This is a genomic window from Microlunatus sagamiharensis (genome assembly GCF_900105785.1).
Lineage (GTDB): Bacteria > Actinomycetota > Actinomycetes > Propionibacteriales > Propionibacteriaceae > Microlunatus > Microlunatus sagamiharensis.
The window spans coordinates 3,399,616-3,423,435 of the sequence record NZ_LT629799.1; the positions used below are offsets into that span (position 1 = coordinate 3,399,616).

The window sequence follows — 23,820 nt, forward strand, 5'->3', positions numbered from 1 at the left end:
TCTCAGATCCCGGCACTGTAGTGGGCGGCGATCGTGCTCGCGCTGAGGACGCTGGTGTAGTACGCGGCGTAGCCGAGCTGGCCGTTGAAGTAGTAGGGCGTCGCGCTCCCGGGCCACCCGCTGAGATTGCCGTAGCCGATCCGCCAGTAACCGGTGTTGTTCTCCGCGGTGTACGCGGTGGTGATCGGCGTCCCCACGCTCTGCCCGTCGACGTAGAGCGTCAGCCCGGCCGTGCTGGAGAAGGTGGCGGCCGCGTGGTGCCAGGCGCCGTTGTTGTAGCTCGCCGTGGAGGTGACGGTGCGGGTGCCGCCGGAGTAGATGCCGAAGGTGACCTGCCCGGTGCTGTTGAGGTAGAGGTGGCGGTCGTAGCTGCCACCGGCACCCGTGGCGGAGTTGTTGAGCCCGATCAGGTAGCCGCCGGCGGTGCTGGTGCGGAACCAGATCTCGAGGGTGAAGACCTGCGGGCTGGACTGGGCCGTGGGCGACACGAGCAGGGTGTTGGTGCCGTTGAACGTGGTGCTGCCGTCCCGGTCGCGGGCGCACGCGTTCGCGCCGGAGTGGACGGGCGTGCCGGTGTAGGTGGCGGTGCGCCGGTTCCCGGAGGTGTCGACGGCGGTCGTGCCGACGGGGTTGTCCGACAGCGGGTAGAGGAAGTACGGGGTGGGGGTGCCGGTGGCGTAGGTCCAGGCACAGCTGTCGCCGGTCGCGACGCCGGCGGTGTCGGTGCTGTTGGTGACCTTGGCGGTGAAGGCCGACCACGTGCCCGGGACGAGCAGCATCACGGCGCTGACCACGACCGTGGCCACGGACACCAGCACCCTCGACGGGCCGGGCCGGGAGGACGGTCGGTTCACGACCGCCCGTCCGCCGGCGCGGGCTCGGCGAGGCCGACGACGAGGACCCACAGCATCGGCAGCAGGCAGACGGCTCCCACCGCGACGAGCCACCAGCCGGTGAGGTGGGCCGTGCCGTCGACCACGAGCGGGTGCCCCGGGCCGGGCGGCGCGACGACGACGGAGCCGACCTGCCCGGAGAGGAGGTCGACGTGCTGGCCGGGGGCCCCGTGGACCCGGGTCGGCAGCATCCCGGCCGAGGAGATCGTGGCGCGCAGCGTGGTGCCGTCGCTGTCCGTGGTGGTCGCCACCAGCACGGGGTGCACGAAGGGGCGCAGCAGCGCAGCCACCGCGGCGAACAGCAGGCAGGTTCCGATCACCCGGGCGCTGGAACGCCAGCGCAGGGGCACCCACAGCCCCGTGGCCAGGCGCAGGACCATCGAGCCGAGCAGCACGATCGGCAGCGTCCGTGCCAGCCAGCCCAGCCCCTGGCCGTGCCAGACGACCTTCCCCACGAGGAGCTCCTGGGTCACGGGCCACGGGTCGACCGCACCGTTCTCGTCACCCTGGACCCGCACGGCCCCACCGGGCTCGACGCCGACGACGCGGTGGGTGTACATCGAGCGCAGGTTCGGCGGGCGGTAGGTCACGATGTCGCCCACCCCGAGCGTCTCGACGGGGCGCGGCCTGGTGAGGATCAGGCTGCCGACCGGGACCGCCGTCCCCATCGAGCCGGTCTCGACGACCGCCCACCGACCCCCCGAGGCCCGCCACGCGGTGGGGACCGCGAAGAGGACGGCGAGCCCGACGACGAGCAGCACCACGAGCAGGGGGGATGGCGCCGACCCCTCCACCGGCCCTCCGCCCGCCGCGGCGAGCAGGGACCTGCCCCGCCCGCCCCGGGTGCGGGTGGCGGTCGGGGCGGGGCGGTGGGCCGAGGGCCACGTGGTCATCTGCGGTGCTCTTTCGTCACGATCGGCTCGACGCCGACCACGCGGTGGGGACCTGCTGAGCGCTCAGCAGGTCACCGGGGCGGGGCCTCGCTCAGGCGGTGAAGGTCCAGACCAGCGGCTGGGAGGCCGCGAGGCCCTGGTAGGTGTTGCCGGCCGACGACGCCAGGGTCACGTCGAACTTGTACGTGATCGTGGTCCCGGCCGCGACCGGCGCGGCCAGGGTGAGCGCGCCCCCGGTGGCCAGGCTGGCGAGGGTCGAGCTGGCGGGGCTGACCGTGGTGGTGGTGCCGCCCGCGGTCTGGGAGATCACGACGCCGAGCTTGGAGCACAGGTCGGTGGCGCTGCCGGTGACGTTGCCGGACTGGGTGCAGGTGCCCGGCGCCAGGGTGAAGCCGGCGACCGACGCCGTGCCGGTGTTCTTGATCGTGATGGTCGTGCTGACGGTCTGGCCCGGGACCATCGTCGTCGAGCCGCCGTACTTGTTGATCGTGGAGCAGGTGGCGGTGTTGCTGGTGACGTTGTTGCCCGTGCCGTCGGTGCTGAGGCACGTGACGGTGCCGGCCGCGTTCTGCTCCTGCATGATCACCGTGCCCGCGGCGGCGGTGTTGATCGAGTTGGTGATCGAGGCGGTGAACGCGGCCAGGCTCGACGTCATCGTCAGAGCCATGATCGCCACGCCCGCGAGGCCGGTGACGAGAGCGAGCAGCGAGAGCCGGCGGCGACCGCCCGCGTTCGAGGAGGAGGGAGAGGTGAGCGAAGACATCGTGCTGGCTCCTGGCCACGAGAATCTGACCACGACCGCTGGGCCCCCGACGGCCGCTGGCAGGACTCTATGACAACGAGATCAGTCACGCGTGCTGAATCTGAAGATCAGCCGACTTTTCTTCACTCGTGAGCATCGCCGCGGCGTGCTGCGGACGGGCGTCGCCCATAGCGGGGGCGAGCGACCGGCTCGTCTCCAGGGCGGGCGAGCCCGTGCTCGGTGGCCGGAGGACCTCGGCCTCGACGGCCTCGAGCGCCTCGGCGACCGAGAACCCGGTGAGGGTCACGGCGTCGAGCAGCGTCTGCCGCCCACCGGGGAAAGCCGAGCAGAGCACCGCTGCGTCACACCAAGCTCGCCCGCGAGCCGGTCACCATCACCGTCTCGCACCCCACGGCCGCGGCTCAGCGGGCGTCGCGCCGGATCCGCACCCAGTGGTCGCCGACCGAGACGATGGTCCCCTCGCTCACCGAGACGGCGTGGAAGGCCCCGGCCGGGACGGCCTCCCGGCCGGGCTCGGTGATCACCGAACCGTTGGTCGAGCCGCGGTCGACCACGAACAGCCCGGCGTCGTCGACGCCGAGGGCCAGGTGCGTCTTGGAGACGGTGCGCGACTCGTCCGGGAGCTTGACGAGCTCCGCGTCGGTCTCGCCCTCCTCGGGCTGCGGGTTGCGGCCGATCAGCACGAGCCCGCGCACCGGGATCTCGCGGCCGTCGTCGAGCTCGGCCACCCAGCCGTCGAGGATCGTCCGCCGACCGCCCGTCGGGGCGTCGGCCGGCCTCGAGGACCGCTCCTGCTCCTGGTCCGCCGGGGCGGCGGCGAGCGGCGCGAGCTCGGGCCCGACGGCGGGGTCGCCGGCGACCGGGGACGCGACCGGAGCGGGGCCGGCCGCGCGGCCGTCCCGCCCGTTGGCGGCGGGCAGCGGTGCCGACGCGGCCTCGGGCTGCGCCGGGCGGGCGGAGGGCTTCGCCGCCGTACGCCGCGGCGCGAGCGGCCGCTCGACGATGACGACGCCGGAGGCGGCACGGTCGTGCCAGCCCTGGTGGCGCGGGCTCAGGAAGATCGACACGACCAGCAGCAGCAGGCCCACACCGGTCGCGCCGAGCACGGTGAAGACGAGCCAGCGCACGAGGACCCGGCCCCAGCCCAGCGGGCGGCCGTCGAAGAAGCCGACGAGCTGGAGCTTGAGCAGCCGCATCCCCGGCGTCGCGGCACGGGACACCAGCTGCTGCCAGCAGAGGACGCCCCAGGCGAGCGCGAGCAGGGCGGCGACCACGACCAGGACGGGGCCGTTCTCACGGCCGAGGCCGGCCAGCACGCCGGCGAGGGCCGGCACGACCGAGTCGATGACGTACGCGAGGAGCCGCTGGCCGAGCGGCCCGACCTTGACGCCGGGCGGCAGCCCGGTGTCCCTCGCCGGTGCCGGTGGTCGTGCGGTCTGCATGGAGCTCCCTCCGGGCGGGCCGGTCCGGCTCCGCGCAGGTGTCAGCCGCACCGACGACCGGTGCGGCTCCGTGGGGGGTCGGCCCCCAGGTTACTGGGGAAAGTCGATCTTGACGGACACGCCCTCCGCGAGCTCGAGCGAGGAGCCCAGCTCAGCCGTCACGCTCTCCCCGCCCGCGAGGGTCCGCGTCGAGCCGTCGGGCCCCACCAGGAGGGTGCCGTTGGTCGAGTTGAGGTCGACGACCTCGACGTCCCAGCCGGAGGCGAAGACCTCGAGGTGCGTGCGGCTGATGTCGTGGCTCGGGCTGTTCACGGTGAGCAGGACCGGGTCGGCGACGCGGGCGCGGTCCCGGGCCGGGGCGCGGCCGACGAGGACGGAGCCCACGACCTCGGCGGTCTCGCCGTTGCTGGCCCTCAGCACCGCGAGCGTCGGGACGGGCACGCTCCGGGCCGCCTGGGTGGCGACGAGCGCCGTGCAGACGCGGCAGCGGCCCGAGCCGGGCGGGTTCGGGTGGCCCCACGGGCAGAAGACGGCGCTGACCGTCGGCTCGGGCGAGGCCGCCGGGGCCGGCGGCTCGAGCGGGAGCTCGGGCACGGCCACCCACCGGGTGTCGGCGTTCTCGTGCGCGGTCCGTGCGGTCGGCTCGGCCTGGCCGGTGACCAGCTCGTCGTCGTGCAGCGCGGCGAGCTCGTCGGCGCTCAGCGCCTGCGTCTCAGGCCCGGCGTCGAGGGCGTCCGGCTCCGGCGCGTCGTCGTCCGCCCCGTCCTCGGACGAGTCGGCGCCCTGCGGGGAGCTCGGGGACGCCCCGTCGCTGGCGTCGAGGAAGACGCCGGAGACGCCGACCGCGCCGACGACCAGCGGCAGCGGGTAGGCGCCGTCGGGACGCTCGGCGGGGAGCTCGACCCGGACCTGGCGCAGGTCGCCCAGGCCGGCCTCGACCCAGGTCTGCACGCCCTCGCCGGTCGCGACGACGTCGCCGCTCTCCGCGTCGACGACCGACACCGAGCCGCGGACCAGCGAACGCATCCCGTCGGGCCCCCAGAAGAAGGCGGCGAAGCTCGGCATCGTGTCGATGCGGTACCAGGCCAGACGGGCGGCGAGGTCACCGATCGAGTCGGCGGCGACGACCTCGTCCCACAGCGTCTCGACGAGGTCCGACCAGCTCGCGTCGGCCGGCTCCAGCACCACGGCCGCCGCCGGGCCGCACAGGAGGAGCCAGGAACCAGGCGTGTAGGTGGCGCGCCAACGCCCCAGCTGCCCGTCCATCCGACCTCCTCGCCCGTGGGCCCCCGCGGAGCTCCGACCGCTCGGCATCGTATCCGCGCCGGTCGTACGCTTCGCGGACATGAGGGAACGCGGCCTGGTGTTCGGCACCGAGGCGGAGGCGTACGAGCAGCACCGGCTCGGCTACCCGGAGACGGTCGCCGACCTGGTCCTGGCGTACGCGGCGCCGCCCGTGGTTCGGGCCCTGGAGGTCGGCGCGGGCACGGGCAAGGCGACGACGCTCTTCGCCCAGCGCGGCGTCGCGGTCACGGCCTGCGAGCCCGACCCGGACATGGCCGGCGTGCTCCGCCGGACGACGGAGGGCCTTCCGGTGACCGTGGTCGTGTCGACGTTCGAGGCCCTGCGCGCCGACGAGCACCGGCGCGTCGACCTGCTCTTCTCCGCCTCGGCCTGGCACTGGACGGACCCGGCCGTGCGCTGGGACCGGACGGCCGAGCTGCTGCGTCCCGGCGGGACCGTGGCGCTCTTCGGCAGCGGGCGGGCCGGGTGACGGCTGGTCGACCCCGCGCTCCAGGAGGCGGTCGCCGACGTGCGCCGCGCGCTGGTCCCCGACGAGACGCGGGCGACCGAGGGCCGCGGGGCGTCGGGGACCTGGTGGCCGGGCTCCGAGCTCGAGCTGGACGACCGCTTCACCGACGTCGAGGAGCACGACCTCGCCCGGGTGGTGCGGCGCACGCGCGCCGAGCACCTCACGGTGCTGGGGACGTTGTCGGCCTACCTGCAGCTACCGGCCGCCGAGCGTCGGGCGCTGCTGGAACGGATCGGTGCACGGCTGCCCGACGAGGTCGAGGTGGACGCGGCCGTGCGGCTGCACCTGGCCCGACGCCGCTGAGGCGGCCGGGCCCGGGTCGGAGCGCGTCGAGGCGCCCGAGGGTCAGGCGGTCTTGGCGAGCGGGACCGGCGTCACGTTGGCGTCGGCGAACTCGCGCTTGGTCGCCTGCCAGAGGTCCTCGGTGGCGCCGGGACGCCAGTAGCCCGACATCGACGTGGCCGAGCGCTGGAGCGCCTGCTCCTGGCACAGGAAGCGGCGCAGGTCGCGGACCATGTAGGCGTTGCCGTGCACGAAGATGCTCAGCGAACCCTCCGGCAGCCGCGAGGCGCGGACGGCCTCGGCGAGCGCCTCGCCGTGCGGGCGGTCGCCCCGGACCACCCAGGTGACCACGCTGCCGGCCGGGCCGGGCAACGGCTGGTAGCAGTCGTCGCACTCGATCTCGACGAAGACGTGGGCGCGGGCTCGCGGGTCGAGCCGCTCGAGGCTGGCCGCGATGGCGGGCAGCGCCGCCTCGTCGCCGATCAGCAGGTGCGCGTCGGCCTCGGGGTCCGGCGCGAAGGCGCCGCCCGGGCCGTAGAAGCCGATCTCGGCCCCCGCCTGCACGCGCCGCGCCCAGGGCCCGGCGAGGCCCTCGTCGCCGTGGACGACGAAGTCGATGGCCATGACGTTGGCCGCGGCGTCGTAGCTGCGGACGGTGTACGTCCGCGTGACCGGCCAGTGGTCCGGGTGGTGCTCGGTACGGGCGGCCTCGGGGTCGAAGGGCCAGTCGTACGGGGCACCCGCCGGGGCGAAGAGCAGCTTGACGTAGTGGTCGGTGAAGGGCAGGTCACGCATGCAGACCAGGTCGGGCCCGGTGAAGAAGACCCGGACCATCGACGGGCTCAGCCACTCCGACGCGGTGACGGTCGCGCGGCGCACGACCCGCTTGCGCTGCGGGCGCGGGGCCTCCGCTGCCGGGGACGTCACGGTAGTGGACATTCTGTAAGGCTAACCTAACTTCTCGGCGGCTGCACCATGACGTGACGCACACGCTCGGAGCGACGGGCAGACCCCGCGGACGAGGGCGGGGCGCGGGACCTGGACGTCCCGCACCCGTACCCGTCCTTCGGACCGACGACACTGGTCGGATGTCCCCCGACGGAGTCGACCGCCTGCTGCTCGCCGAGGCCGAGGCGTACGCCGGCCGCCCCACCGCCGTGCTCGACGACGTGAGCGGGGCGCTCGTGGGCGGGCTGGGCGGGTCGAGCGAGGTCCGCGCCTGGTGCTCGGACTCCCTCGTCGACGAGCGCACGGCCGCCGCGGAGACCTCGCTCGAGCCGGGCGGCTGGCTGGACCCGACGGTGCTCGCCGGCGCGCGGCTCGTCGTGACCCGCCTGCCGAAGAGCCTCGCGGCGCTCGACGAGCTGGCCGGCGCGGTCGCGGCGCACGCCGAGCCGGACGTCGTCCTGCTCGCCGGCGGGCTCGTCCGGCACCTGAACCGCAGCATGAACGAGGTGCTCGCCGACCACTTCGGCGAGGTGCGCGCCTCGCTGGGCCGCCACAAGGCACGGGCGCTGGTCGCCTCCGGACCGCGGGCTGGCGCGGGGAGGCCCTGGCCGCGCGAGGAGCACGACGACGCGGAGGACCTGACCGTCGCCGCGTACGGGGGCGTGTTCGCCGGGACGGGGGTCGACGTGGGCACCCGGGTGCTGCTCGGCGTCCTGGACCGGCTGCCCGCGGGCGCGACCGAGGTCGTGGACCTGGGGAGCGGGAACGGTTCGCTGACCGCGGCGGTCGCCCGGGCGCTGCCGCGGGCCCGCGTACGAGGGTTCGACGTGTCGGCGGCCGCGGTGCGCTCGACGCTCGCCACGGCGGCGGCCAACGGGCTCGGCGACCGGGTCGAGGCCGTCCGGGGCGACGGGCTGGAGGGCGTGGCGGCGGGTTCGCTGGACCTCGTGGTCTGCAACCCGCCCTTCCACCGCGGCACGGCGCTGGACCGCACGACGACGCCCGGGCTGTTCGCCGACGTCGGCCGCGCGCTGCGCCCGGGCGGCGAGCTGTGGACGGTCTGGAACAGCCACCTGCCCTACCTGCCGATGCTGCGCGCCCGGGTGGGGTCGACCTCGGTGGTGACCCAGACGCCGAGGTTCACCGTGACGCGGTCCCGCCGTCCGGCCTGATCCCGCAGGTCCCCGCCCCAGGCCCCGGCCCCGGCGTCGGCCCCTCCCCGGCGTTGACCACTGGTCACCTGTCGTCGGGACACGCCGTGGTCGACGCCCACAGGTGACCAGTGGTCTGCGAGACCGGGGTACGCAGGGCCCGAGGCCGGCGCCTAGGGGGCGACCAGCGGCGGGTGGAGGTCCTTGACCGCGAACTGCTGGCGCCGGGCCACCGTGAGCACGGTGAGGGTCAGCGCGCCGGCAGCCAGGGCCGCGAGGATGCCGACGTCGCGCAGCAGGTGGGCGGCCAGGCCGCCCGAGACCACGACCCGGAAGGCGTCGATGAGGTAGGTCATCGGCAGGAACGGGTGGATGGCCTTGAAGAAGCCGGGCAGGATCGGCGACGGGTAGGTGCCGCCGGCCGCCGCGAGCTGGAGGATCAGCGTCACGAGCAGCAGGCTCGCCCCGACCGTGCCGAGCGCGGTGCGCAGCAGGTGGGCCACCGCGGAGAAGGCGACCGCGCCCAGCGTGACCACCCCGATGGCGAGCCCGGGGTGCAACGGGTCGAGCCCGAGGGTCGCCCAGACGACGCCGAGCATCAGCCAGCCGGCGACGACGGCCACGGCCCCGACGGGCGCCCAGCCCGCGAGCCCGAGGCGTACGGCGCTCGCCCGCCCGGCCAGCGCGCGGCCCGAGATGGGTCGGACGACGAGGAAGGCCGAGATGCCGAACACCCACAGCGCGATCGAGAAGAAGAGCGGCGCGAGCCCGCGGCCGTAGACGCCGGCCGCGTTGTCGACGGTCATGGTGACGTCGGCCGGGGACGAGAGCACCTGCACGGCGCGGTCCTGCTCGTCGGCGGTGGGCGTGGGGATGCGGTCGGTCCCCTTCTGCAGCTGGGTCGCGAGCGTCTTCGAGCCGGAGTCGAGCTTGCCGAGGCCGCTGTGCAGGTCGGACGCGCCGCCGGACAGGTCGGCGAGCCCCGACGCCAGCGAACCTGCACCGTCACGCAGCTGCACCGCCCCGGTGGCCGCGGTGCCGATACCGGAGTCGAGGCGGCGGGCGCCCGACTCGGCGTCGCCGAGCCCGCTGTTGAGCGTCTTCGCCCCGGAGGCGACGCTCTGCGCGCCGTCGTTGAGCCGGTCCAGGTCGCGGCTCGCCTTGCGCGCGTCGGCGGCGAGGTCGCCGGCCGACTGCACGACCTGGTTCGCGCGGTGCACCCGGGCGGCGCCGTCCTTGACCTGGCCGGCGATCTCGTCGGACCGGCCGGACGCGTCGGCGACGCGCTGCCGCGCGCGCTGGAAGGCAGGGTCGTCGGCCAGCTCCGGGTTGTCCTCCTGCAGGCTGTCCAGCGCGGTGTCGACGGCCGCGAGGTCGCTGCTGATGGAGCCCGTACGCCCGGCCGCGGTCTGGGCGAGGTCGTCGAGGGCGTTCGCGGTGGCCTTGGTCTCCCGCTCGACCTTCGGCAGGTCGCGGGCGGCGGTCTTGAGCACGGGCTGCACGCGGTCGTTCAGCTGCTGGGTGCCGTCGGCGACCTGGGCGGAGCCGTCGGCCAGCCGGCCGGCGCCGGTGTGCAGCCGGTCGATCCCGGTGACCAGGTCTCCGGAACCCTTCTGCGCGGTCCCCAGGCCCGTGGCCAGCTGCGTCGCGCCGGCGTGCAGGTCGTCGGCCCCGGACGCCGCCGTCCTCGCGCCGTCGGCGACCTTCGCCGAGCCGTCGTCGGCCGAGACGATGCCGTCGTGGAGCTTGTCCGCACCGTCGGTGGCGTCCTGCAGCCCGCTCCTGATCTTGGCGAGGTTCGCGAAGACGGCGTCGAAGTAGCTGGCGCTCGCCGACTCGTCGACCGAGCGGGCGATGGCGTTCTGCGCGCTGTTGGTGATGCTGCCGATGACGAAGCCGTTGGCGTCGTTGCGGCGCAGCATGATCCCGGCCCGCTGCGGGTCGTCGCCCTGGCCGCTCACGAGGTCGCGGGAGAAGTCGGCGGGCACCGTGATCGCCAGGTAGTAGTCGCCCTCGCGCAGGCCGCGGTCGGCCTCGGCGGCGTCGACGTCGACGTAGTCGAAGTTGTGCTGGGTGTGCAGGTTCTCGACGAAGTCGTCACCCGCGTGGATGGCCGTCCTGCCGTACGTGGTCCCGGTGTCGGCGTTGACCACGGCGACGGGCAGGCGGTCGAGCCTGCCGTAGGGGTCCCAGTTCGCGGCGAGGTAGATGGCGCCGTAGAGCAGCGGCACGAGCAGCACGAACACCAGCGCCAGCCTGGGCAGGCGGCCCTTGAACCGCAGCAGCTCGAAGCGGCCGAGCAGCGGTAGGCGGGGCACCCGGGTGACGGGCTGCGTGACGGTGTCGGACGGTGTAGCCATCAGGAGACCTTCTGGGGCGGAGCGAGGCGGACGAGCAGGGCGTCGGGGTGGGCCGAGCGTGGTTCGGTCGTCGTGGCGAGGACGGCGGGACCGGTGGCGGCGAGCCGGACGAGCCCGTCGAGCAGGCGCCGCTGGTCGGTGAGGTCGAGGTCGGCGTCGAGGTCGTCGAGCACGACGAGCTCGGCCGGGCGCACGAGGGCGAGCGCGACGCAGAGGCCGGCCACCTCGTACGCGGGCAGCTGCTCGACGAGCGCGCCGCGGTCGAGCCGGACGTCGAGGAGCTCCTCGGCGGCGGCGAAGGCCCGGTCGGCGGCGGCCGGACGGACGCCGTCCAGAAGAGCACGTTCGGCGACGGACTGCGCCACGCTGAGCCGCGCCTCCGGCACCACGAACGTCGACGCCCGGGCCACCGCGCTCGCGCGGCGCAGGTTCTTCAGGTCGCGGCCGGACCGGACGGGGCGGCCCTGGCGGCGCAGGCTCCCGGTGGTGCCGCGCATCCGTCCGCACAGCGCGAGCAGCAGGCTCGAGCGCCCGGTGCCGGAGGTGCCGACGAGCAGCGTCGCCCGGGCGGGGAGGACGGCCAGGGAGACGTCGGTGAACACCGGGCCCTCCGGCCCGACCAGGCTCAGACCCTCGGCCTCGACGACGGGCACGGGCGCCTGCTCGGGAGCGGCGCTCACGCGAGGATCCCGTCGAGGACGTGGGCGAAGAGGGCCTCGGCGAGCGGGCGCGGCATCGCCTCGGGCGCGGCGACCCCCTCGACGGAGAGACCCTGCACGCAGGTCAGCAGGAGGGCCGCGGCGACCTCGAGGTCGAGCCCCTCGCGCAGCGGGACCTGCTCGGCGGCGGAGCGGAGGGCCTCGACGAGCTGCGCGCGCTGCGCGAGCCGGAGCTCGGCGTACACGGCGGCGAGCTCGGGCTGCTGCGTCGCGACCGTCCGGAACTCGGCGAGCAGCACCGGCCACCGCTCGCCGCGCAGGACGCTGTCGGCGAGCGCGTGGGCCATCGCCCGCGTACGCGGCTCGCCGGGCGTCGAGGCGGCCGCGCCCAGCGTCTCGGCCACGGCCCCGACGACGGTCTCGGCGAAGTACTGCTGCACCGCGGCCACGAAGAGCTCGGGCTTGCCGCCGAAGTTGGAGTAGACCGCGCCCTTGGTGAAGCCCGCCCGGGCGGCGACCTGCGCGACCGAGGTGCCGGCGTACCCGCGCTCGACGAACTCCTCCCCCGCCGCGGCGAGGATCTGGTCGCGGACGTCGGCCCGCAGCGGCCGGACACGCGTGCTCGTGGTCATGGCGACTCCCTTCGATACCTAGGGTATCGAGCAGGAGCCGGTTTCAGTACCCCGGGTATCGAGTGATCTCGGGCACGTCGTTCCCGGCTCCCAGGGAGCCCCCTCCCCCGAACCGCCGAGCGGTAGGTTGCGGCGCGCTTTCGGGGTGAGAAGGCGCGGCAACCTACCGCTCGGCGGAGGAAGGGCTGGGTCAGCCGAGCAGCGTCAGAGGTCGAGCTTCTTGACCTCGGCGCCGTCGAACGGCTCGCCGGTCGCCTTGGACTTCACGAAGCTGAAGATCGTCGCGACGCGGCCACCGGGGGTGTCCCAGTACTCCGCGGAGTCGCTCTCGACGTGCAGCAGCGCGACGTCCTCGCTCTCGGGGCCCTGGGGGAGCCAGGCCTCGACGCCGGCGTTCCAGAGCTGCTTCTTCTTGGCCACGTCGTCGACCAGGCGGGCGACGCCGCTGATCGACACCCACGTGTCGGCCGAGCTGAGCGCGACGCCGACGTGCGGGTTCGCCGCGACGTTGCGCACGATGTTGGAGTCGCGCTCGGTGAAGAAGTAGAGCGAACCGTCGGCCTCGACCTCCTGCTGGGCCATCGGGCGGGCGGCGAAGGCGCCGTCCTCCTCGACGGTCGTGAGCATGGCGATCTTGATGTCCTTGGTCAGCTCGACCAGCTTGGCGATCTCGTCCTGGGTGGCCATGGCGGCGTCCTCTCGGTGCGGGGCAGGGATGGGTGCTGGGGGTCGCACGTCGGGGGCCGCGCTCTCCCCACGAACGCTACCCATCGGGGGTGGGCGCCCCGGCGGGCCGTCCGCCGGAGGGCTCACGGCCTACCCTCGCGGCATGCGACTCCTCGTCCTGGGCGGCGGCGGTTTCCTCGGCTTCCACGTGGTCACGGCGGCCCTGGCCGCGGGGCACGACGTGACGGTCTTCAGCCGGTCGGGCCGGGCGCCGGTCGACGGGGTGGACGTGGTGACCGGTGACCGGCAGGGCGGTGAGGACGGGCTGGCCGGGCTGCGCGGGCGCGAGTGGGACGGCGTCTTCGACACCTTCAACGACACCGACGACGGCGCGCCGGCCATCGCGGCGACGACCGCCCTGCTCGCCGGCTCGGTCGGCACCTACGGCTACGTGTCCGGGATGAGCGTCTACGCGCCCACCGGGCCCGACGTGCCCGACGAGACCGCGCCCGTACGCACGGCGGGGCTGGAGACCGACCGGCTGCAGGAACGTTCGCTGGCCAAGCTCGCGGGCGAGGCGGCCGTGCGGGAGCGGTTCGGGGAGCGCGCGTTCTTCCCGCGCGTCGGGATCATGGTCGGCCCGCGCTCGACGCGTTACACCTACTGGCTTGTGCGGATCGCCGGCGCGCTCGACGGCACCCTGGGCCGTACGGTCCTGCTGCCCGGCGACCTCGACCGCGCGGTGCAGTACTCCGACGCCCGCAGCATCGCGGCCTGGTCGGTCCGCATGCTCGCCGAGGGCCGCGGCGGCACGTACAACGCCGTCGGCCCGGGCCGTCCGGACACCCTGCGCGAGGTGCTCGACGCGTGCGCGGTCGCGGCGGGTGCCGGTTCGCTGGCGGACCTCGACACGGTCGTCGCGCCCGAGGACCTCATGCGGCGCAAGCTCCTCGGCGTCGACGAGGAGGAGCGCCCGCTCTGGTTCCCCGAGGACCAGATCCCCCAGCTGGCCATCGACTCGTCGAAGGCGCTGGCGGCCGGGCTGGAGTTCTCCTCGCCGCTGGCCCTGGCCGCCGGCACGCTGGCCTGGGCGCGGGAGGCCGACGAGGCGGCGCTGACCGACGGGACCTTCGCCCGCCTCGAGCCGGACCTGGTCGACCTCGTAGGCCGGTCCTGAGCGCCGGCAGGCGGGCTCAGCCCTCGCGGACGATGAACAGGCGGTAGATGCGGGCGTCCAGCGACGTCGGGGACGGCGGCGTGACGTCGGTGGCCACGCGGGCGTCGTAGTAGTCGACGCAGGACGAGACGATCCGGTAGCCCTGCCGGTTCAGGTAGTCGAAGACCGCCGGCCAGCCGACCAGCGGGTCCTGGTCGGGCACCTTGGCCGTCCAGACGTTGCGGTCCAGGTCGAACCCGACGATCAGCATCCCGTTGTGCAGCACCCGCCCATCTTCACCCGGGCCGGTCTCAGGCCAGGCCGGCCCCTGCTGCTCCGGGGTCGTCGGGCGCCGGGCGGTCGTTCAGGTGCGCCGCGAGCGGTGCGGGTTCGTCCTCGGGACCCGTCGTGCGCCGGCGCCAGGACCGGCGCCGCGGGGCCGGGCCGCCCCGGGCCATCACGAGCAGCTCGGCGAGCGACAGCACCCGCGTACGAGAGCGGCGGCGTCGCAGGCCGGTCACGAGCTGGCGCTGGCAGCCCGGGTTGACCGTGACGAGGTAGTCGAGGTCCAGCGCCTCGATCGCGTCGAGCTTGGGCGCGAGCACGCGGCGGCTGTCGCGCGGGCGGAGCAGCGAGTACGACCCGGCCGAGCCGCAGCACGAGGCGGCGCCGGGCACCTCGACGTAGTCGGCCACCGCGGCGACGAGCGCGCGGGGCTCCTCCCAGACCCCGAGCCCGTTGCGCAGGTGGCAGGAGTCCTGCAACCCGACGCGGGCCCGCCGCCCGTCGACGAGGACCTCGCCGTCAGGCCCGTCCTGCGGGTGGGCGGCGACGTACGCCGACAGCTCCTGCACGCGGTCGCCGAGCACGTGGGCGAGGTGCCCGGCGCAGCCGCCGGCAGTCGTGACGATCGTGCCCGGCAGCCGCTCGCCAAGGGCCTCGGCGAGCGCGACGCCGGTGGCGCTGTCGCCGTTGTGGGCGTGCAGCGCGCCGCAGCAGCCCTGGTCGGACGGGCAGGCGAGCTCGGGCCGCAGCTCCAGCGCCGCCCGGCTCACCCGCGGGAAGAGGCCGCGCTCGAAGCAGCCGAGCATCAGGCTCGCCGGCTCCTCGTCCGTCCGCTCGTCCGGCTCGGGAGCACGGCCGTGCGGCACCAGCCGCCCGGCCGTCTCGATGAGCCGCGGGTGCTCGACGGCCTCCATCAGCGCGGCGACGACCGGCGGCTTGTGCACCCCGCGCCACTGGTGGTCGCGCCAGTGCTCGAGCAGCTGGCCGTACTGGACGCCGGCCGGGCAGACCGGCTCGCAGGCGCGGCAGCCGAGGCAGAAGGACGCCTCGTGCTGCAGCGTCGCGTCGTCGGGGTCGAGCTCGCCGGTCTCGAGCATCCGCATGAGCCCGATCCGGCCGCGTGGGGAGGACTTCTCCTCCTTGGTGATCGCGTACGTCGGGCAGGCCGGCAGGCAGAAGCCGCACGAGATGCAGCGGTCGAGCAGCTCGGCGGGGAAGATGCCGCGGCCCTCCGGCTCGGCCGACCCGCCCTCGTCGCTCACGAGCCGAGCTTGCCGGGGTTGAGGATCCCGGCCGGGTCGAAGGCGGTCTTGATGCGCCGCAGCAGGGCGAGCTGGTCGTCGCCGAGCCGGGCGCGGAGGTAGGGCAGCTTGGCGGCGCCGACGCCGTGCTCGCCGGTGATGGTCCCGTCGAGCTCGATCGCCGCGGCGAAGATCTCGGCGAAGGCCGCGTGCGTCCGCTCCACGGCGGCCTCGTCGTGGACGTCGAGCACGGCCGTCGGGTGCAGGTTCCCGTCGCCGGCGTGCCCGAAGGTCCCGATGGTCAGGTCGTGGCGCCGGGCCACGTCGGTGATCCGGTCGACCATCTCCGGCAGCCGTGGCCGCGGAACCGTCACGTCCTCGAGGACGAGCAGCGAGTCGACGCGCGAGAGGGCGGGGAGCGTGCAGCGGCGCGCACTGAGCAGCGCTTCGGACTCGGCGACCTCGCGGGCCAGCGTCACGTCGAGCGCGCAGTGCTCGGTGCACAGGTCACCCATCCGTCCGAGGTCCCGCGCGACGGCGTCGGCCTCCCCGTCGTCGCCGAAGAGCAGCAGCGCGCCCGCGTCGGTCCTCAGGCCGAGGTGCGCGAAGTCCTCGACCGCGGCGATGCAGGTCGCGTCGAGGAACTCCAGCGTCGCGGGCACGATGCCGGCCCGGAGGATCGCGGTGACCGCCCGGCTGGCGGCGGCGAGGTCGTCGAAGTACGCGACCCCGGTGCTGGCGGTCGCCGGCATCGGCAGCAGGGCGAGGGTCACCTCGGTGATGACGCCGAGCGTGCCCTCCGAGCCGGTGAGCAGCCGCGTGAGGTCGTAGCCGGCCACGTCCTTCCACAGCCGCCCGCCGGTCCGGATCACCTCGCCGGTGGGCAGCACGACCTCCAGCCCGAGCACGTAGTTGCGCGTGACGCCGTACTTGAGGCCCCGCAGCCCGCCGGCGCAGGTGGCGACGTTGCCGCCGACGGTCGAGACGGTCCGGCTGCCGGGGTCCGGCGCGAAGAGCAGGCCCTGATCCCCCGCCGCGGCCGCGACCTCGGCGGTGCTGGCGCCGGCCTGGGCGACCACGAGCAGCTCGTCTCGGCTCACCTCGAGCACCCGGTCGAGCCGGGTCAGGACGAGGACGACGCCGCCGCGCAGCGGGACCGTGCCCGCGGAGAGGTTCGAGCCGGCGCCCCGGGGCACGACGGGCACGCCCGCGGCCGACGCGACCCGCAGCACCGCGGCGACCTCGGCGGTGCTCCCGGGGAAGACGACGACGTCCGGCCGCCCGGAGAAGAGCGGCGTCGCGTCGTGGCCGAACGGCGCCACGTCGCCCGCGGTCCAGCGCACGTGGTCACGCCCGACGACGTCGGCGAGGTCGGCGACCAGGCCGCGCGCCGGTCCGCCGGGCCGGACGGCGTCGAGCAGCTGCCTGGCCTTCGGCACGCGACACCTCCCGCTCGGACCCGACCGCGCCGACGAGGTCACCGGCGACGACGACAGCGTACGAACCCCGGCCCGGGCGTCCGCACGCCGACGCGGCAGAGTGTCCGGCGTCCGCACCCTGTGAAGGAGCACCCGTGATCTTCATCGTCGTCAAGTGGCCCGTCCGTCCCGAGTACGCCGACGACTGGCGCTCGGTCGTGGACGACTTCACCGAGGGCACGCGCGGTGAACCCGGCAACGTCTTCTTCGACTGGTCGCGCAGCGCCGACGACCCCAACGAGTGGGTGCTCGTCGAGGGGTTCCGCGACGGCGACGCCGGCGGCGAGCACGTGAGGAGCGACCACTTCAAGGCCGCGGTCGACAAGCTCCCGGACTACGTGAGCGCGACGCCCAAGATCATCAGCGAGGACATCGCCGCGACCGGCTGGAACGAGATGGCCGAGATCCAGCCGCGCCGCTGACGGGGCGGACGGCCCGCCGCCTGGCGGCGCCCGGCCCGGACGGGCAGAGTGGCGCCGTGCAGGCGCGGCCGCGGGTCCTCTTCGTCGGCGACGACGCGAGCTCGCCCGAGATCGCGGCAAGCCTGCTGCGGAGCCTGGTCGGCGAGCAGGTCGAGATCCGCACCGCCGCCGCGCAGCGCCCGGAGCGGGGCGGGCGCGGCGACGACATCCTCGTGCAGATGGGCCTCAACCCGGCGAGCGAGGAGCGCCTGAGCGCGCACGCGCTCACCGAGGCCGACCACGTCGTCGTCCTGGGCCGCCACCTGGACGTGGCGCGGGTGGCCGGGCGGACGTACGAGGTGTGGGACGTCGAGAACGACGACCTGGCCTCCCGCGTACGCCGACTCGCGGTCGCCCTGCTCGGCGGGGCCGACGACGTACTGCCCCGCTGGTCGCGTGGCCGGGACCTCCTGCAGCGAGCCGGGCGCCTGCTGCGTGCGGTCGCCGCCCGGCTGCGTCGGCCACGTCGTCGCGAGGGACGCCCGGGAGCCTGACCGGCGCCGGCCGGACGGGCTCAGCGCCGCCGGTCGCGCTCGGGCTGCCTGCGCTCCTTGCGGCGGCCGAGGTCCTCGACGTGCCCGAGGCCGCGGGTCAGGCGCGTCTCCCCGGTCTTCTTCTCGATGCGGCGACGGATCGTGCGGACCAGCACGGTGGCGAGCGGCACGGCGACGGCGACGACCAGCCACTGGCGCAGCCGGGACGTGAAGAACACCCACATGGTCGGGCTCCTGGGCATGGGGACGGCGACCTGGTCGGCGGCGTCGAGGAGACCCGGACCTTACCGTTCCCCAGCACGGGCGGGGATCCCCGCCACCGGGTGGTGCTCACTCAGTAGACGCATGCAACGGACGCAGGTCGGACGAGGGTCGCTCGACGGGCACGGGAATGCGCTCGCGTCGAGGTGGTGGAGCGGACGACGGGAATCGAACCCGCATATTCAGCTTGGGAAGCTGATGTTCTGCCATTGAACTACGTCCGCAGGCCGCCCCCGGCCGAGCGGGGTGCCCGTCTGAGGCGGCAGCGCAGGAGTCTACCGGAACCTGGCCGCGGTCTCGTCCGACCGCCGCCGGGGTGGTCCCCGAGGCGACCCTGAAGCCGCTCCTCGACCCTCGCCAACGCACCGGGAGCAGTCCTAGCGTGAGCCCGTGAGCACCTGGACCCCGATGACCGGCCCGACCACCGCGGCGGGCCGTGCGCAGGACCACCCTCCGACCCACGCAGCGTCGGACGCGCCCCTCCCCGAACCCACCGGTGTCGGACCTGCGGCGAGCGGTTCGCTGCGGGCCTCCGACGCCGACCGGGACCAGGTCGCCGCCCTGCTCTCGGCCGCGTACGCCGAGGGCCGGCTCACCCACGAGGAGCACGACGAGCGCCTCGAGCGGGTCGTGGTCGCACGGACGTTCGACGACCTGATCCCCCTCACCGCCGACCTCGTGCCGCTCGACGCACCGTCGGCCAGCGTCGCCTCGACGCCGTCGACCTTCGTCGTGGGGACCGGGAGCAACACCGAGGTCGACCGCATGATCGCCGTCTTCGGCGGCGTGGAGCGCAAGGGCCGCTGGCGCGTGCGGGCCCGCAGCCAGGTCACGGCGGTCTTCGGCGGCGTCGACCTCGACCTGCGCGAGGCCGACTTCGACGCCCCCGTCGTCGAGCTCAACGTGCAGGCCTGCTTCGGCGGGATCGACCTCAAGGTCCCGGCCGGCATCACCGTCCGCAGCGAGACCGTGAACATCCTCGGCGGGACCGAGGTCAAGAACCTCGGGGAGCCCGTCGAGGGCGCGCCCACCCTGGTGATCAAGGGCATCGTGCTCTTCGGCGGCGTCGAGGTGAAGGGTCCGCGCCCGAAGCGCTGGGGGCGCGGCGTGACGCGGGCGGACGGGGTGGCCAAGCACCGCGGCTGGGGTGGCGGCTGCGGCGGCCGCTGAGCCCCCGCCGGTGACGGCACCTCCGCCGACCCCCGATGCGTACGCTGAGGGGACCATGGACGACCTGTTCGCCCCTCCTGCGTACGCCTGGCAGCGGCTCTCGCCGCGCTACGTCTCGCTGCGCCGGCTCACCACCCTGATCTTCGCCCCGGTGCTGCTGAGCATCCCGGCGCTGATCGCCGGGCTCGCGCTCGACCTGTGGTGGCTGGCGGCCATCTTCTGGGGCCTCGCCGCGGTGATCGTCGTGGTCCGCTGGGTCCTGATCGGGCGCACCTACCGCGCCTGGGGCTACGTCGAGCGCGACGACGACCTCTACATCACCAGCGGGGTGCTGTTCCGCTCGCTGGTCGCCGTCCCGTACGGGCGCATGCAGCTCGTCGAGGTCGCCTCGGGCCCGCTCGAGCGGTCCTTCCGGCTGGCCACGGTCACGCTCAAGACGGCCAGCGCCGAGACCGACGCGAGCATCCCGGGGCTGGACCCCGAGGAGGCCGCGCGGCTGCGGGACCGCCTGACCGAGCTGGGCGAGGCCCAGGCCTCCGGGCTGTGAGCCAGCCGCCCGTCCCCACCACCGCGGTGCCCGGAGGGGACGACCGAGCACCCGAGGACGCCGCCCCGGTGGTGCCCGACGCCCCGGTGGTCAAGCAGACGGAGCGGCCGCACCCCTTGACCCCGTTCATCCGCGGGTGGCTCGTGCTGGTCGCCGTCGTGGTGGGCTTCGGGCCGCGGTTGGTGGACCCCGACGAGCGCGAGGGGCTCGCGTCGCTGGGCCTGGTCTGGATCCTCGTCGGCGTCCTGGTGATCTGCCTCCTGGCCGCGGCCGCCGGCTTCGTCTCCTGGCGCTTCACCCGCTTCGTCATCGACGACGAGGAGCTGCGCATCGAGACCGGTGTGCTGTTCAAGACCTCGCGCAAGGTCGCCTTCGAGCGGATCCAGTCGGTCGACATCATCCAGCCGTTCGCCGCCCGCCTCTTCGGGCTCGGCGAGCTGCGCATCGAGGCCGGGGCCGGCGACAGCGGGCTGCGGCTGCGCTACCTGTCGCGGACCAAGGCCGCGCGGCTGCGCGACTACCTGCTCGCCCGGGCGCACGGCTCCACGGCCCGCCTGGCCGACTCCGACGACACCCTCGCCCCCGACGTGCTCTTCGACGCGGGCGTGGCCGACCGCACGCTGGTGACGGTGACGCCGCAGGCGCTGGTCGGCAGCTTCCTCACCTCGACCGAGTTCCTGGTCCCGCTGCTCGTCACGGTCGGCTTCGCCGTCGTGGCGGCGACCACCGGCATCGGCGTCGTGGCCCTCGGCGGCATCGTCCCGATGGTCCTCGGCGTCTTCTCGCTGGTCAGCCGGCGGGTGATCGCCATGTTCCACTTCACGCTGGCCGAGTCCTCGCGCGGCCTGCGGGTCACCCGCGGCCTGACGAACCTCACCAGCCAGTCCGTGCCGGTCGACCGGATCCAGGGCGTACGGCTCTGCCAGCCGGTGCTCTGGAAGCCCTTCGGCTGGTGGCGCGTCGACGTCGACATCGTCGGCTACGGCAGCCGCGACAGCGAGAACAACGGCGGGGAGGCGACCAGCGTCCTGCTCCCGGTCGCGACCCCGGCGCAGGTCCGGGTCGCGATGAGCCGCGTGCTGCCCGGCTTCGCCGTCGAGCAGATCGCCACGCACGGCGTCCCGCGGCGGGCCCGGTGGTTCCGCTGGTTCGACTGGTGGACCCTGCGCTACGGCTGGGACGAGCGCGCGATCGTCACCGAGCACGGCTGGCTCGTCCACGAGCGCCACGTGGTGCCCCACGCCAAGACCCAGTCCGTCCGCATCGAGCAGGGACCCCTGCAGCGCCGGCTCCGGCTGGCCGACGTCCACGTCGACACCCCCAAGGGCCCGGTGCACTCCGTCGCCCGCCAGCTCGACGAGGCGACCGCACGCAAGCTCGCCTGGACCCAGCTCGACCGTGCGCGCGCCGCGCGAGCCGCGGCCCGGGTCACGGCCGACCCCGCGGCCGAGGTCCGGCCCGAGTCCGAGGACGAGCGACGGAGCGCCGACGCCGTGCTCGCCGAGCTCGGCACCGGGCGCGACCGGCTGCTCGGCGAGGGCGGCGAGAGCCAGGTCTTCGCCCTCGACGACGACCGGGTGCTGCGGCTCTACCGCGGCGTCCACGGCGAGGACCAGCCGCTCTCCCCGGTCGTCGACCAGCTCCGCGGGCTCTACGGCTTCTGGGAGCGCACCCGGGCGCCGGGCGACCGCGCGCTGCAGCTGCCGCTCGTCCTCGACGCGGGCACCTCCCACGGGCGGACCTGGACGATCGACCGCCGCTTCGGCGGAGGTTCGCTGGCGGCCTGGCTGCCCACGGCCGACCTGGCCGGGCGCCGGGCGGCGCTGTCGAGCCTGCTCGACGCGGCCGAGGCCATGGCCGGGCTGCCGCTGCCGGTCGCCGGCTTCGCCCGGCTGGTCGGCGAGGGTGCCCCGCAGACCTACCCGTCGCTGGTCGAGCTGCTCCAGTCGATGCTCGCCGGGCCGACCACCCGCAGCCACGCGCACCTGACCCGCGACGTCCCCGACGTCGCAGGGGTGTGGGACCGCATGGTCCGCGACCTCGCGCGGCGGACCGTCACCCCGACGCTCGTGCACGGCGACTTCTGCGCGCCGAACGTCTACGTCTCCCCGCCCTCGCCGGGGTCGCCGGGCGAGGCACCGCGGGTCACGGGCGTGGGCGACTTCAGCCCGCACACGCTCCAGGCCGACCCGCTGATGGACCTCACCGGGGCCGTCGCCTTCCTCGAGCTCGAGACGTACGAGGGCGCCGTCGCCGACAGCGAGTGGCTGCTCGGCCAGGCCGTGCAGCGGTACGGCCCGGAGGTCGCGCGCTGGATCGGGGTCTACCGGCGCTACTTCGCCTTCTACTTCTCCGACACCGCCGACGTCGAGCCCCGCACGTACGCGTGGTGCCTCCGCCAGCTCGACGGGGCCTGAGGGAGACGGTCCCTTTCCGGGCGCCCTCTGCCGGCCCCTCCCCCGGGTGACCACTGGTCACTTGTCGTCGTCCGTACGGCCGTCGACCGACCACAGCTGACCACTGGTCCGCACCCCGCGGCAGGCACCCGGCGGCAGGACCTCAGCGGAGAGAGTGTTCAGCGGCAGAAGGCCGCCCGTACGGCGTCGGCCAGCGCGGTCCGCCGGCGGGCGTGCTCGGCCTCGGGGTCGTCGGCGGTGGCGGTGAAGGTCAGCGAGGACTGGGCCCAGGAGCTGGCCATGCCGACGACAAGGCTGTAGACGTCCAGCGGGTTGATCGTGTCGACGACCACCCCCTGCGCCTGGGCCATCTCGATGCGGGCCACCACCTGCACGTCGACGCCGCCGGCCCGGGCGTAGAGGTCGCCGGTCGGCGTGCGCTCCAGCCGGGCCCAGGTCGCGAGCCGGACCAGCACGGGGTCCTGCACGTAGTAGTCGTAGACGCCCGCCGCGTACTCCGGCAGTCGCTCGGGGTCGAACCAGCCGTTGGTCACGTGGGTCTGCACGTAGCGGTCGAAGACCAGGTCGAACAGGGTCTCCTTGTTGCCGAAGTAGTGGTAGAGCTGCGCCTTGTTCGTCCGGGCCGCCGCGGCGATGCGGTCCACCCGTCCGCCGGCGAGGCCGTGCTCGGCGAACTCCGCCGTCGCGGCTGCCATGATCCGGGCCCGGGTGGCGTCGGCGTCGCGGGGCGGCATGGTCCGAGGTTACTTCCAACCAGTCAGTTGATTCACCTCCTCGGCCGGTCTACGCTCCTAACCATCTAGTTGGTTAGCAGAAGAGGATCGACATGACGATGGACAGCATCAGGGGTCTCACGAAGACCTCCACCGCCGACGACGTGCTCGCCTGCATCGACCTGACCGGCCGGCGCGCCGTCGTCACCGGGGCCGCGAGCGGCATCGGCGTGGAGACCGCCCGCTCGCTCGCCCGGGCCGGCGCCGAGGTGACGATCGCGGTCCGGAACACGGCCAGGGGCCGCGAGGTGGCGGCCGACGTGGAGGCGACGACGGGCCACGCGGTGCACGTCGCCGAGCTCCACCTCGACGACCTGGCCTCGGTGCACGCCTTCGTCGGGGCCTGGTCGGGGCCGCTGCACGTCCTGGTGAACAACGCCGGGATCATGGACACCCCGCTCGCGTACACGGCAGCCGGCTGGGAATCGCAGCTCGCGACGAACCATCTCGGCCACTTCGCCCTCGCCACCGGCCTGCACGACGCCCTGGTCGCCGCCGGGACGGCCCGGGTCGTGTCGGTCGCCTCGAGCGGACACGCCAGCTCGCCGTTCCACTTCGAGGACCCGTTCTTCCTGCGCCGGGACTACACGCCCAACCTCGGCTACGGGCAGTCGAAGACCGCCAACGTGCTCTTCGCGGTCGAGGCCCAGCGCCGCTGGGGCGGGGAGGGCATCACCACCAACGCGCTGATGCCCGGCGGCATCTGGACCGGGCTGCAGAAGCACTGGGACCCCGAGGTCCTCGCCGACCTCAAGCGCACGGCCGGTGACGTGGTGAAGACGACCGAGCAGGGTGCCTCCACCTCGGTGCTGCTGGCCACCGCCCCGGAGCTGGAGGGCTACGGCGGGCGCTACTTCGAGGACAACCGCGAGGCCCGCGTGGTCGAGGAGATCTACGACGTCGTCTACGGCGTCCTTCCGCACGCGCTCGACCCGGAGGCCGCGGCCCGGCTCTGGGACGTCTCGACCGCGCTGGTCGACGCCGAGCTCGTCCGGCTGGGCCTGGGGCCGACCACGGCCTGAGGTCCCCTCGGCG

General features: G+C 74.4%; 26 protein-coding genes and 1 tRNA gene. 10 read left to right on the forward strand and 17 right to left on the reverse strand.

Going from position 1 to position 23,820, the window contains the following annotated elements; genetic code table 11:
* Positions 1–2 precede the first annotated feature (2 nt).
* From BLU42_RS15680 to BLU42_RS15705, 6 genes are all read right to left on the reverse strand, one after another.
* The gene (locus BLU42_RS15680) at positions 3–812 is read right to left on the reverse strand and encodes a LamG domain-containing protein (RefSeq protein ID WP_157720006.1); all 810 of its coding nucleotides are present in this window, start codon (positions 810–812) and stop codon (positions 3–5) included.
* A gap of 38 nt (positions 813–850) precedes the next feature.
* Positions 851–1,786 (reverse strand): S24/S26 family peptidase, encoded by a 936-nt coding sequence (locus tag BLU42_RS15685; RefSeq protein WP_157720007.1) that lies wholly within the window; start codon positions 1,784–1,786, stop codon positions 851–853.
* Between the two features lie 91 nt (positions 1,787–1,877).
* Positions 1,878–2,549, reverse strand: a complete 672-nt coding sequence (locus BLU42_RS15690; RefSeq protein ID WP_091076331.1) for a hypothetical protein — start codon at positions 2,547–2,549, stop codon at positions 1,878–1,880.
* Positions 2,550–2,634: 85 nt separating this feature from the next.
* Positions 2,635–2,835, reverse strand: coding sequence for a hypothetical protein (locus BLU42_RS15695; RefSeq protein WP_157720008.1), 201 nt, complete (start codon positions 2,833–2,835; stop codon positions 2,635–2,637).
* Positions 2,836–2,950: 115 nt separating this feature from the next.
* Positions 2,951–3,991, reverse strand: a complete 1,041-nt coding sequence (locus BLU42_RS15700; protein ID WP_091076337.1) for an RDD family protein — start codon at positions 3,989–3,991, stop codon at positions 2,951–2,953.
* Between the two features lie 90 nt (positions 3,992–4,081).
* Positions 4,082–5,257: an FHA domain-containing protein gene (locus BLU42_RS15705; RefSeq protein ID WP_091076341.1), complete on the reverse strand. Its 1,176-nt coding sequence runs from the start codon at positions 5,255–5,257 to the stop codon at positions 4,082–4,084.
* Between the two features lie 79 nt (positions 5,258–5,336).
* Here BLU42_RS15705 and BLU42_RS21190 point away from each other — a divergent pair, with 79 nt between their 5' ends.
* Together BLU42_RS21190 and BLU42_RS21195 are read left to right on the forward strand one after the other, a co-directional pair.
* On the forward strand, positions 5,337–5,765 hold the full coding sequence (locus BLU42_RS21190; protein WP_197680466.1) for a class I SAM-dependent methyltransferase: 429 nt from the start codon (positions 5,337–5,339) through the stop codon (positions 5,763–5,765).
* Between the two features lie 39 nt (positions 5,766–5,804).
* On the forward strand, positions 5,805–6,107 hold the full coding sequence (locus BLU42_RS21195; RefSeq protein WP_197680467.1) for a hypothetical protein: 303 nt from the start codon (positions 5,805–5,807) through the stop codon (positions 6,105–6,107).
* A gap of 42 nt (positions 6,108–6,149) precedes the next feature.
* On the opposite strand, the gene BLU42_RS15715 is transcribed toward BLU42_RS21195, so the two are convergent.
* Positions 6,150–7,025, reverse strand: a complete 876-nt coding sequence (locus BLU42_RS15715; RefSeq protein WP_091076343.1) for a siderophore-interacting protein — start codon at positions 7,023–7,025, stop codon at positions 6,150–6,152.
* A gap of 149 nt (positions 7,026–7,174) precedes the next feature.
* On the opposite strand from BLU42_RS15715, the gene BLU42_RS15720 reads away from it, so the two are divergent.
* Positions 7,175–8,206, forward strand: a complete 1,032-nt coding sequence (locus tag BLU42_RS15720) for a class I SAM-dependent methyltransferase (RefSeq protein WP_091076347.1) — start codon at positions 7,175–7,177, stop codon at positions 8,204–8,206.
* A gap of 152 nt (positions 8,207–8,358) precedes the next feature.
* Here the strand turns inward: BLU42_RS15720 and BLU42_RS15725 are convergent, their stop codons facing one another.
* The 4 genes from BLU42_RS15725 to BLU42_RS15740 form a co-directional block, all read right to left on the reverse strand.
* Positions 8,359–10,545: a YhgE/Pip domain-containing protein gene (locus BLU42_RS15725; RefSeq protein WP_197680468.1), complete on the reverse strand. Its 2,187-nt coding sequence runs from the start codon at positions 10,543–10,545 to the stop codon at positions 8,359–8,361.
* Positions 10,545–11,225 carry an ATP-binding cassette domain-containing protein gene (locus BLU42_RS15730; protein WP_157720009.1) on the reverse strand — a complete coding sequence of 227 codons (681 nt, stop codon included), beginning with the start codon at positions 11,223–11,225 and terminating at the stop codon, positions 10,545–10,547. Before BLU42_RS15730 ends, BLU42_RS15725 begins: the two co-directional genes overlap by 1 nt.
* Positions 11,222–11,836 (reverse strand): TetR/AcrR family transcriptional regulator, encoded by a 615-nt coding sequence (locus BLU42_RS15735; protein WP_091076353.1) that lies wholly within the window; start codon positions 11,834–11,836, stop codon positions 11,222–11,224. Before BLU42_RS15735 ends, BLU42_RS15730 begins: the two co-directional genes overlap by 4 nt.
* A 204-nt stretch (positions 11,837–12,040) precedes the next feature.
* The gene (locus tag BLU42_RS15740; RefSeq protein ID WP_091076357.1) at positions 12,041–12,523 is read right to left on the reverse strand and encodes a pyridoxamine 5'-phosphate oxidase family protein; all 483 of its coding nucleotides are present in this window, start codon (positions 12,521–12,523) and stop codon (positions 12,041–12,043) included.
* A gap of 142 nt (positions 12,524–12,665) precedes the next feature.
* Here BLU42_RS15740 and BLU42_RS15745 point away from each other — a divergent pair, with 142 nt between their 5' ends.
* Complete coding sequence (locus BLU42_RS15745; protein ID WP_091076360.1) at positions 12,666–13,679, forward strand: Rossmann-fold NAD(P)-binding domain-containing protein; 1,014 nt, start codon at positions 12,666–12,668, stop codon at positions 13,677–13,679.
* Between the two features lie 16 nt (positions 13,680–13,695).
* Here the strand turns inward: BLU42_RS15745 and BLU42_RS15750 are convergent, their stop codons facing one another.
* Genes BLU42_RS15750 through BLU42_RS15760 form a run of 3 tightly spaced genes read right to left on the reverse strand, consistent with a single transcriptional unit; the run spans position 13,696 to position 16,623 of the window.
* A complete protein-coding gene (locus tag BLU42_RS15750) occupies positions 13,696–13,944 on the reverse strand; it encodes a hypothetical protein (RefSeq protein ID WP_091076363.1) in 249 nt (82 codons plus the stop codon).
* A gap of 25 nt (positions 13,945–13,969) precedes the next feature.
* The gene (locus tag BLU42_RS15755; protein WP_091076367.1) at positions 13,970–15,205 is read right to left on the reverse strand and encodes a (Fe-S)-binding protein; all 1,236 of its coding nucleotides are present in this window, start codon (positions 15,203–15,205) and stop codon (positions 13,970–13,972) included.
* Positions 15,202–16,623 carry an FAD-binding oxidoreductase gene (locus BLU42_RS15760; RefSeq protein ID WP_197680469.1) on the reverse strand — a complete coding sequence of 474 codons (1,422 nt, stop codon included), beginning with the start codon at positions 16,621–16,623 and terminating at the stop codon, positions 15,202–15,204. Before BLU42_RS15760 ends, BLU42_RS15755 begins: the two co-directional genes overlap by 4 nt.
* A 134-nt stretch (positions 16,624–16,757) precedes the next feature.
* On the opposite strand from BLU42_RS15760, the gene BLU42_RS15765 reads away from it, so the two are divergent.
* Positions 16,758–17,084 (forward strand): putative quinol monooxygenase, encoded by a 327-nt coding sequence (locus BLU42_RS15765; protein WP_091076371.1) that lies wholly within the window; start codon positions 16,758–16,760, stop codon positions 17,082–17,084.
* Between the two features lie 56 nt (positions 17,085–17,140).
* A complete protein-coding gene (locus tag BLU42_RS15770; protein WP_091076374.1) occupies positions 17,141–17,617 on the forward strand; it encodes a hypothetical protein in 477 nt (158 codons plus the stop codon).
* 20 nt (positions 17,618–17,637) lie between these two features.
* Here BLU42_RS15770 and BLU42_RS15775 read toward each other — a convergent pair whose 3' ends face one another.
* Positions 17,638–17,841 carry a hypothetical protein gene (locus BLU42_RS15775; protein ID WP_091076378.1) on the reverse strand — a complete coding sequence of 68 codons (204 nt, stop codon included), beginning with the start codon at positions 17,839–17,841 and terminating at the stop codon, positions 17,638–17,640.
* A gap of 187 nt (positions 17,842–18,028) precedes the next feature.
* Positions 18,029–18,102, reverse strand: a tRNA-Gly gene (locus BLU42_RS15780).
* 166 nt (positions 18,103–18,268) lie between these two features.
* Here BLU42_RS15780 and BLU42_RS15785 point away from each other — a divergent pair.
* Genes BLU42_RS15785 through BLU42_RS15795 form a run of 3 tightly spaced genes read left to right on the forward strand, consistent with a single transcriptional unit; the run spans position 18,269 to position 22,012 of the window.
* Positions 18,269–19,048 (forward strand): DUF1707 SHOCT-like domain-containing protein, encoded by a 780-nt coding sequence (locus BLU42_RS15785; protein WP_157720010.1) that lies wholly within the window; start codon positions 18,269–18,271, stop codon positions 19,046–19,048.
* Positions 19,049–19,103: 55 nt separating this feature from the next.
* Positions 19,104–19,595 (forward strand): PH domain-containing protein, encoded by a 492-nt coding sequence (locus BLU42_RS15790; protein WP_091076384.1) that lies wholly within the window; start codon positions 19,104–19,106, stop codon positions 19,593–19,595.
* On the forward strand, positions 19,592–22,012 hold the full coding sequence (locus BLU42_RS15795; RefSeq protein ID WP_091076387.1) for a PH domain-containing protein: 2,421 nt from the start codon (positions 19,592–19,594) through the stop codon (positions 22,010–22,012). The genes BLU42_RS15790 and BLU42_RS15795 overlap by 4 nt, the downstream gene beginning before the upstream one ends.
* Positions 22,013–22,170: 158 nt before the next feature.
* Here the strand turns inward: BLU42_RS15795 and BLU42_RS15800 are convergent, their stop codons facing one another.
* Positions 22,171–22,746 (reverse strand): TetR family transcriptional regulator, encoded by a 576-nt coding sequence (locus BLU42_RS15800; protein ID WP_091076391.1) that lies wholly within the window; start codon positions 22,744–22,746, stop codon positions 22,171–22,173.
* 92 nt (positions 22,747–22,838) lie between these two features.
* Between BLU42_RS15800 and BLU42_RS15805 the strand changes: the two genes are divergently transcribed.
* Positions 22,839–23,807, forward strand: coding sequence for an SDR family NAD(P)-dependent oxidoreductase (locus BLU42_RS15805; protein ID WP_091076395.1), 969 nt, complete (start codon positions 22,839–22,841; stop codon positions 23,805–23,807).
* Positions 23,808–23,820 lie beyond the last annotated feature (13 nt).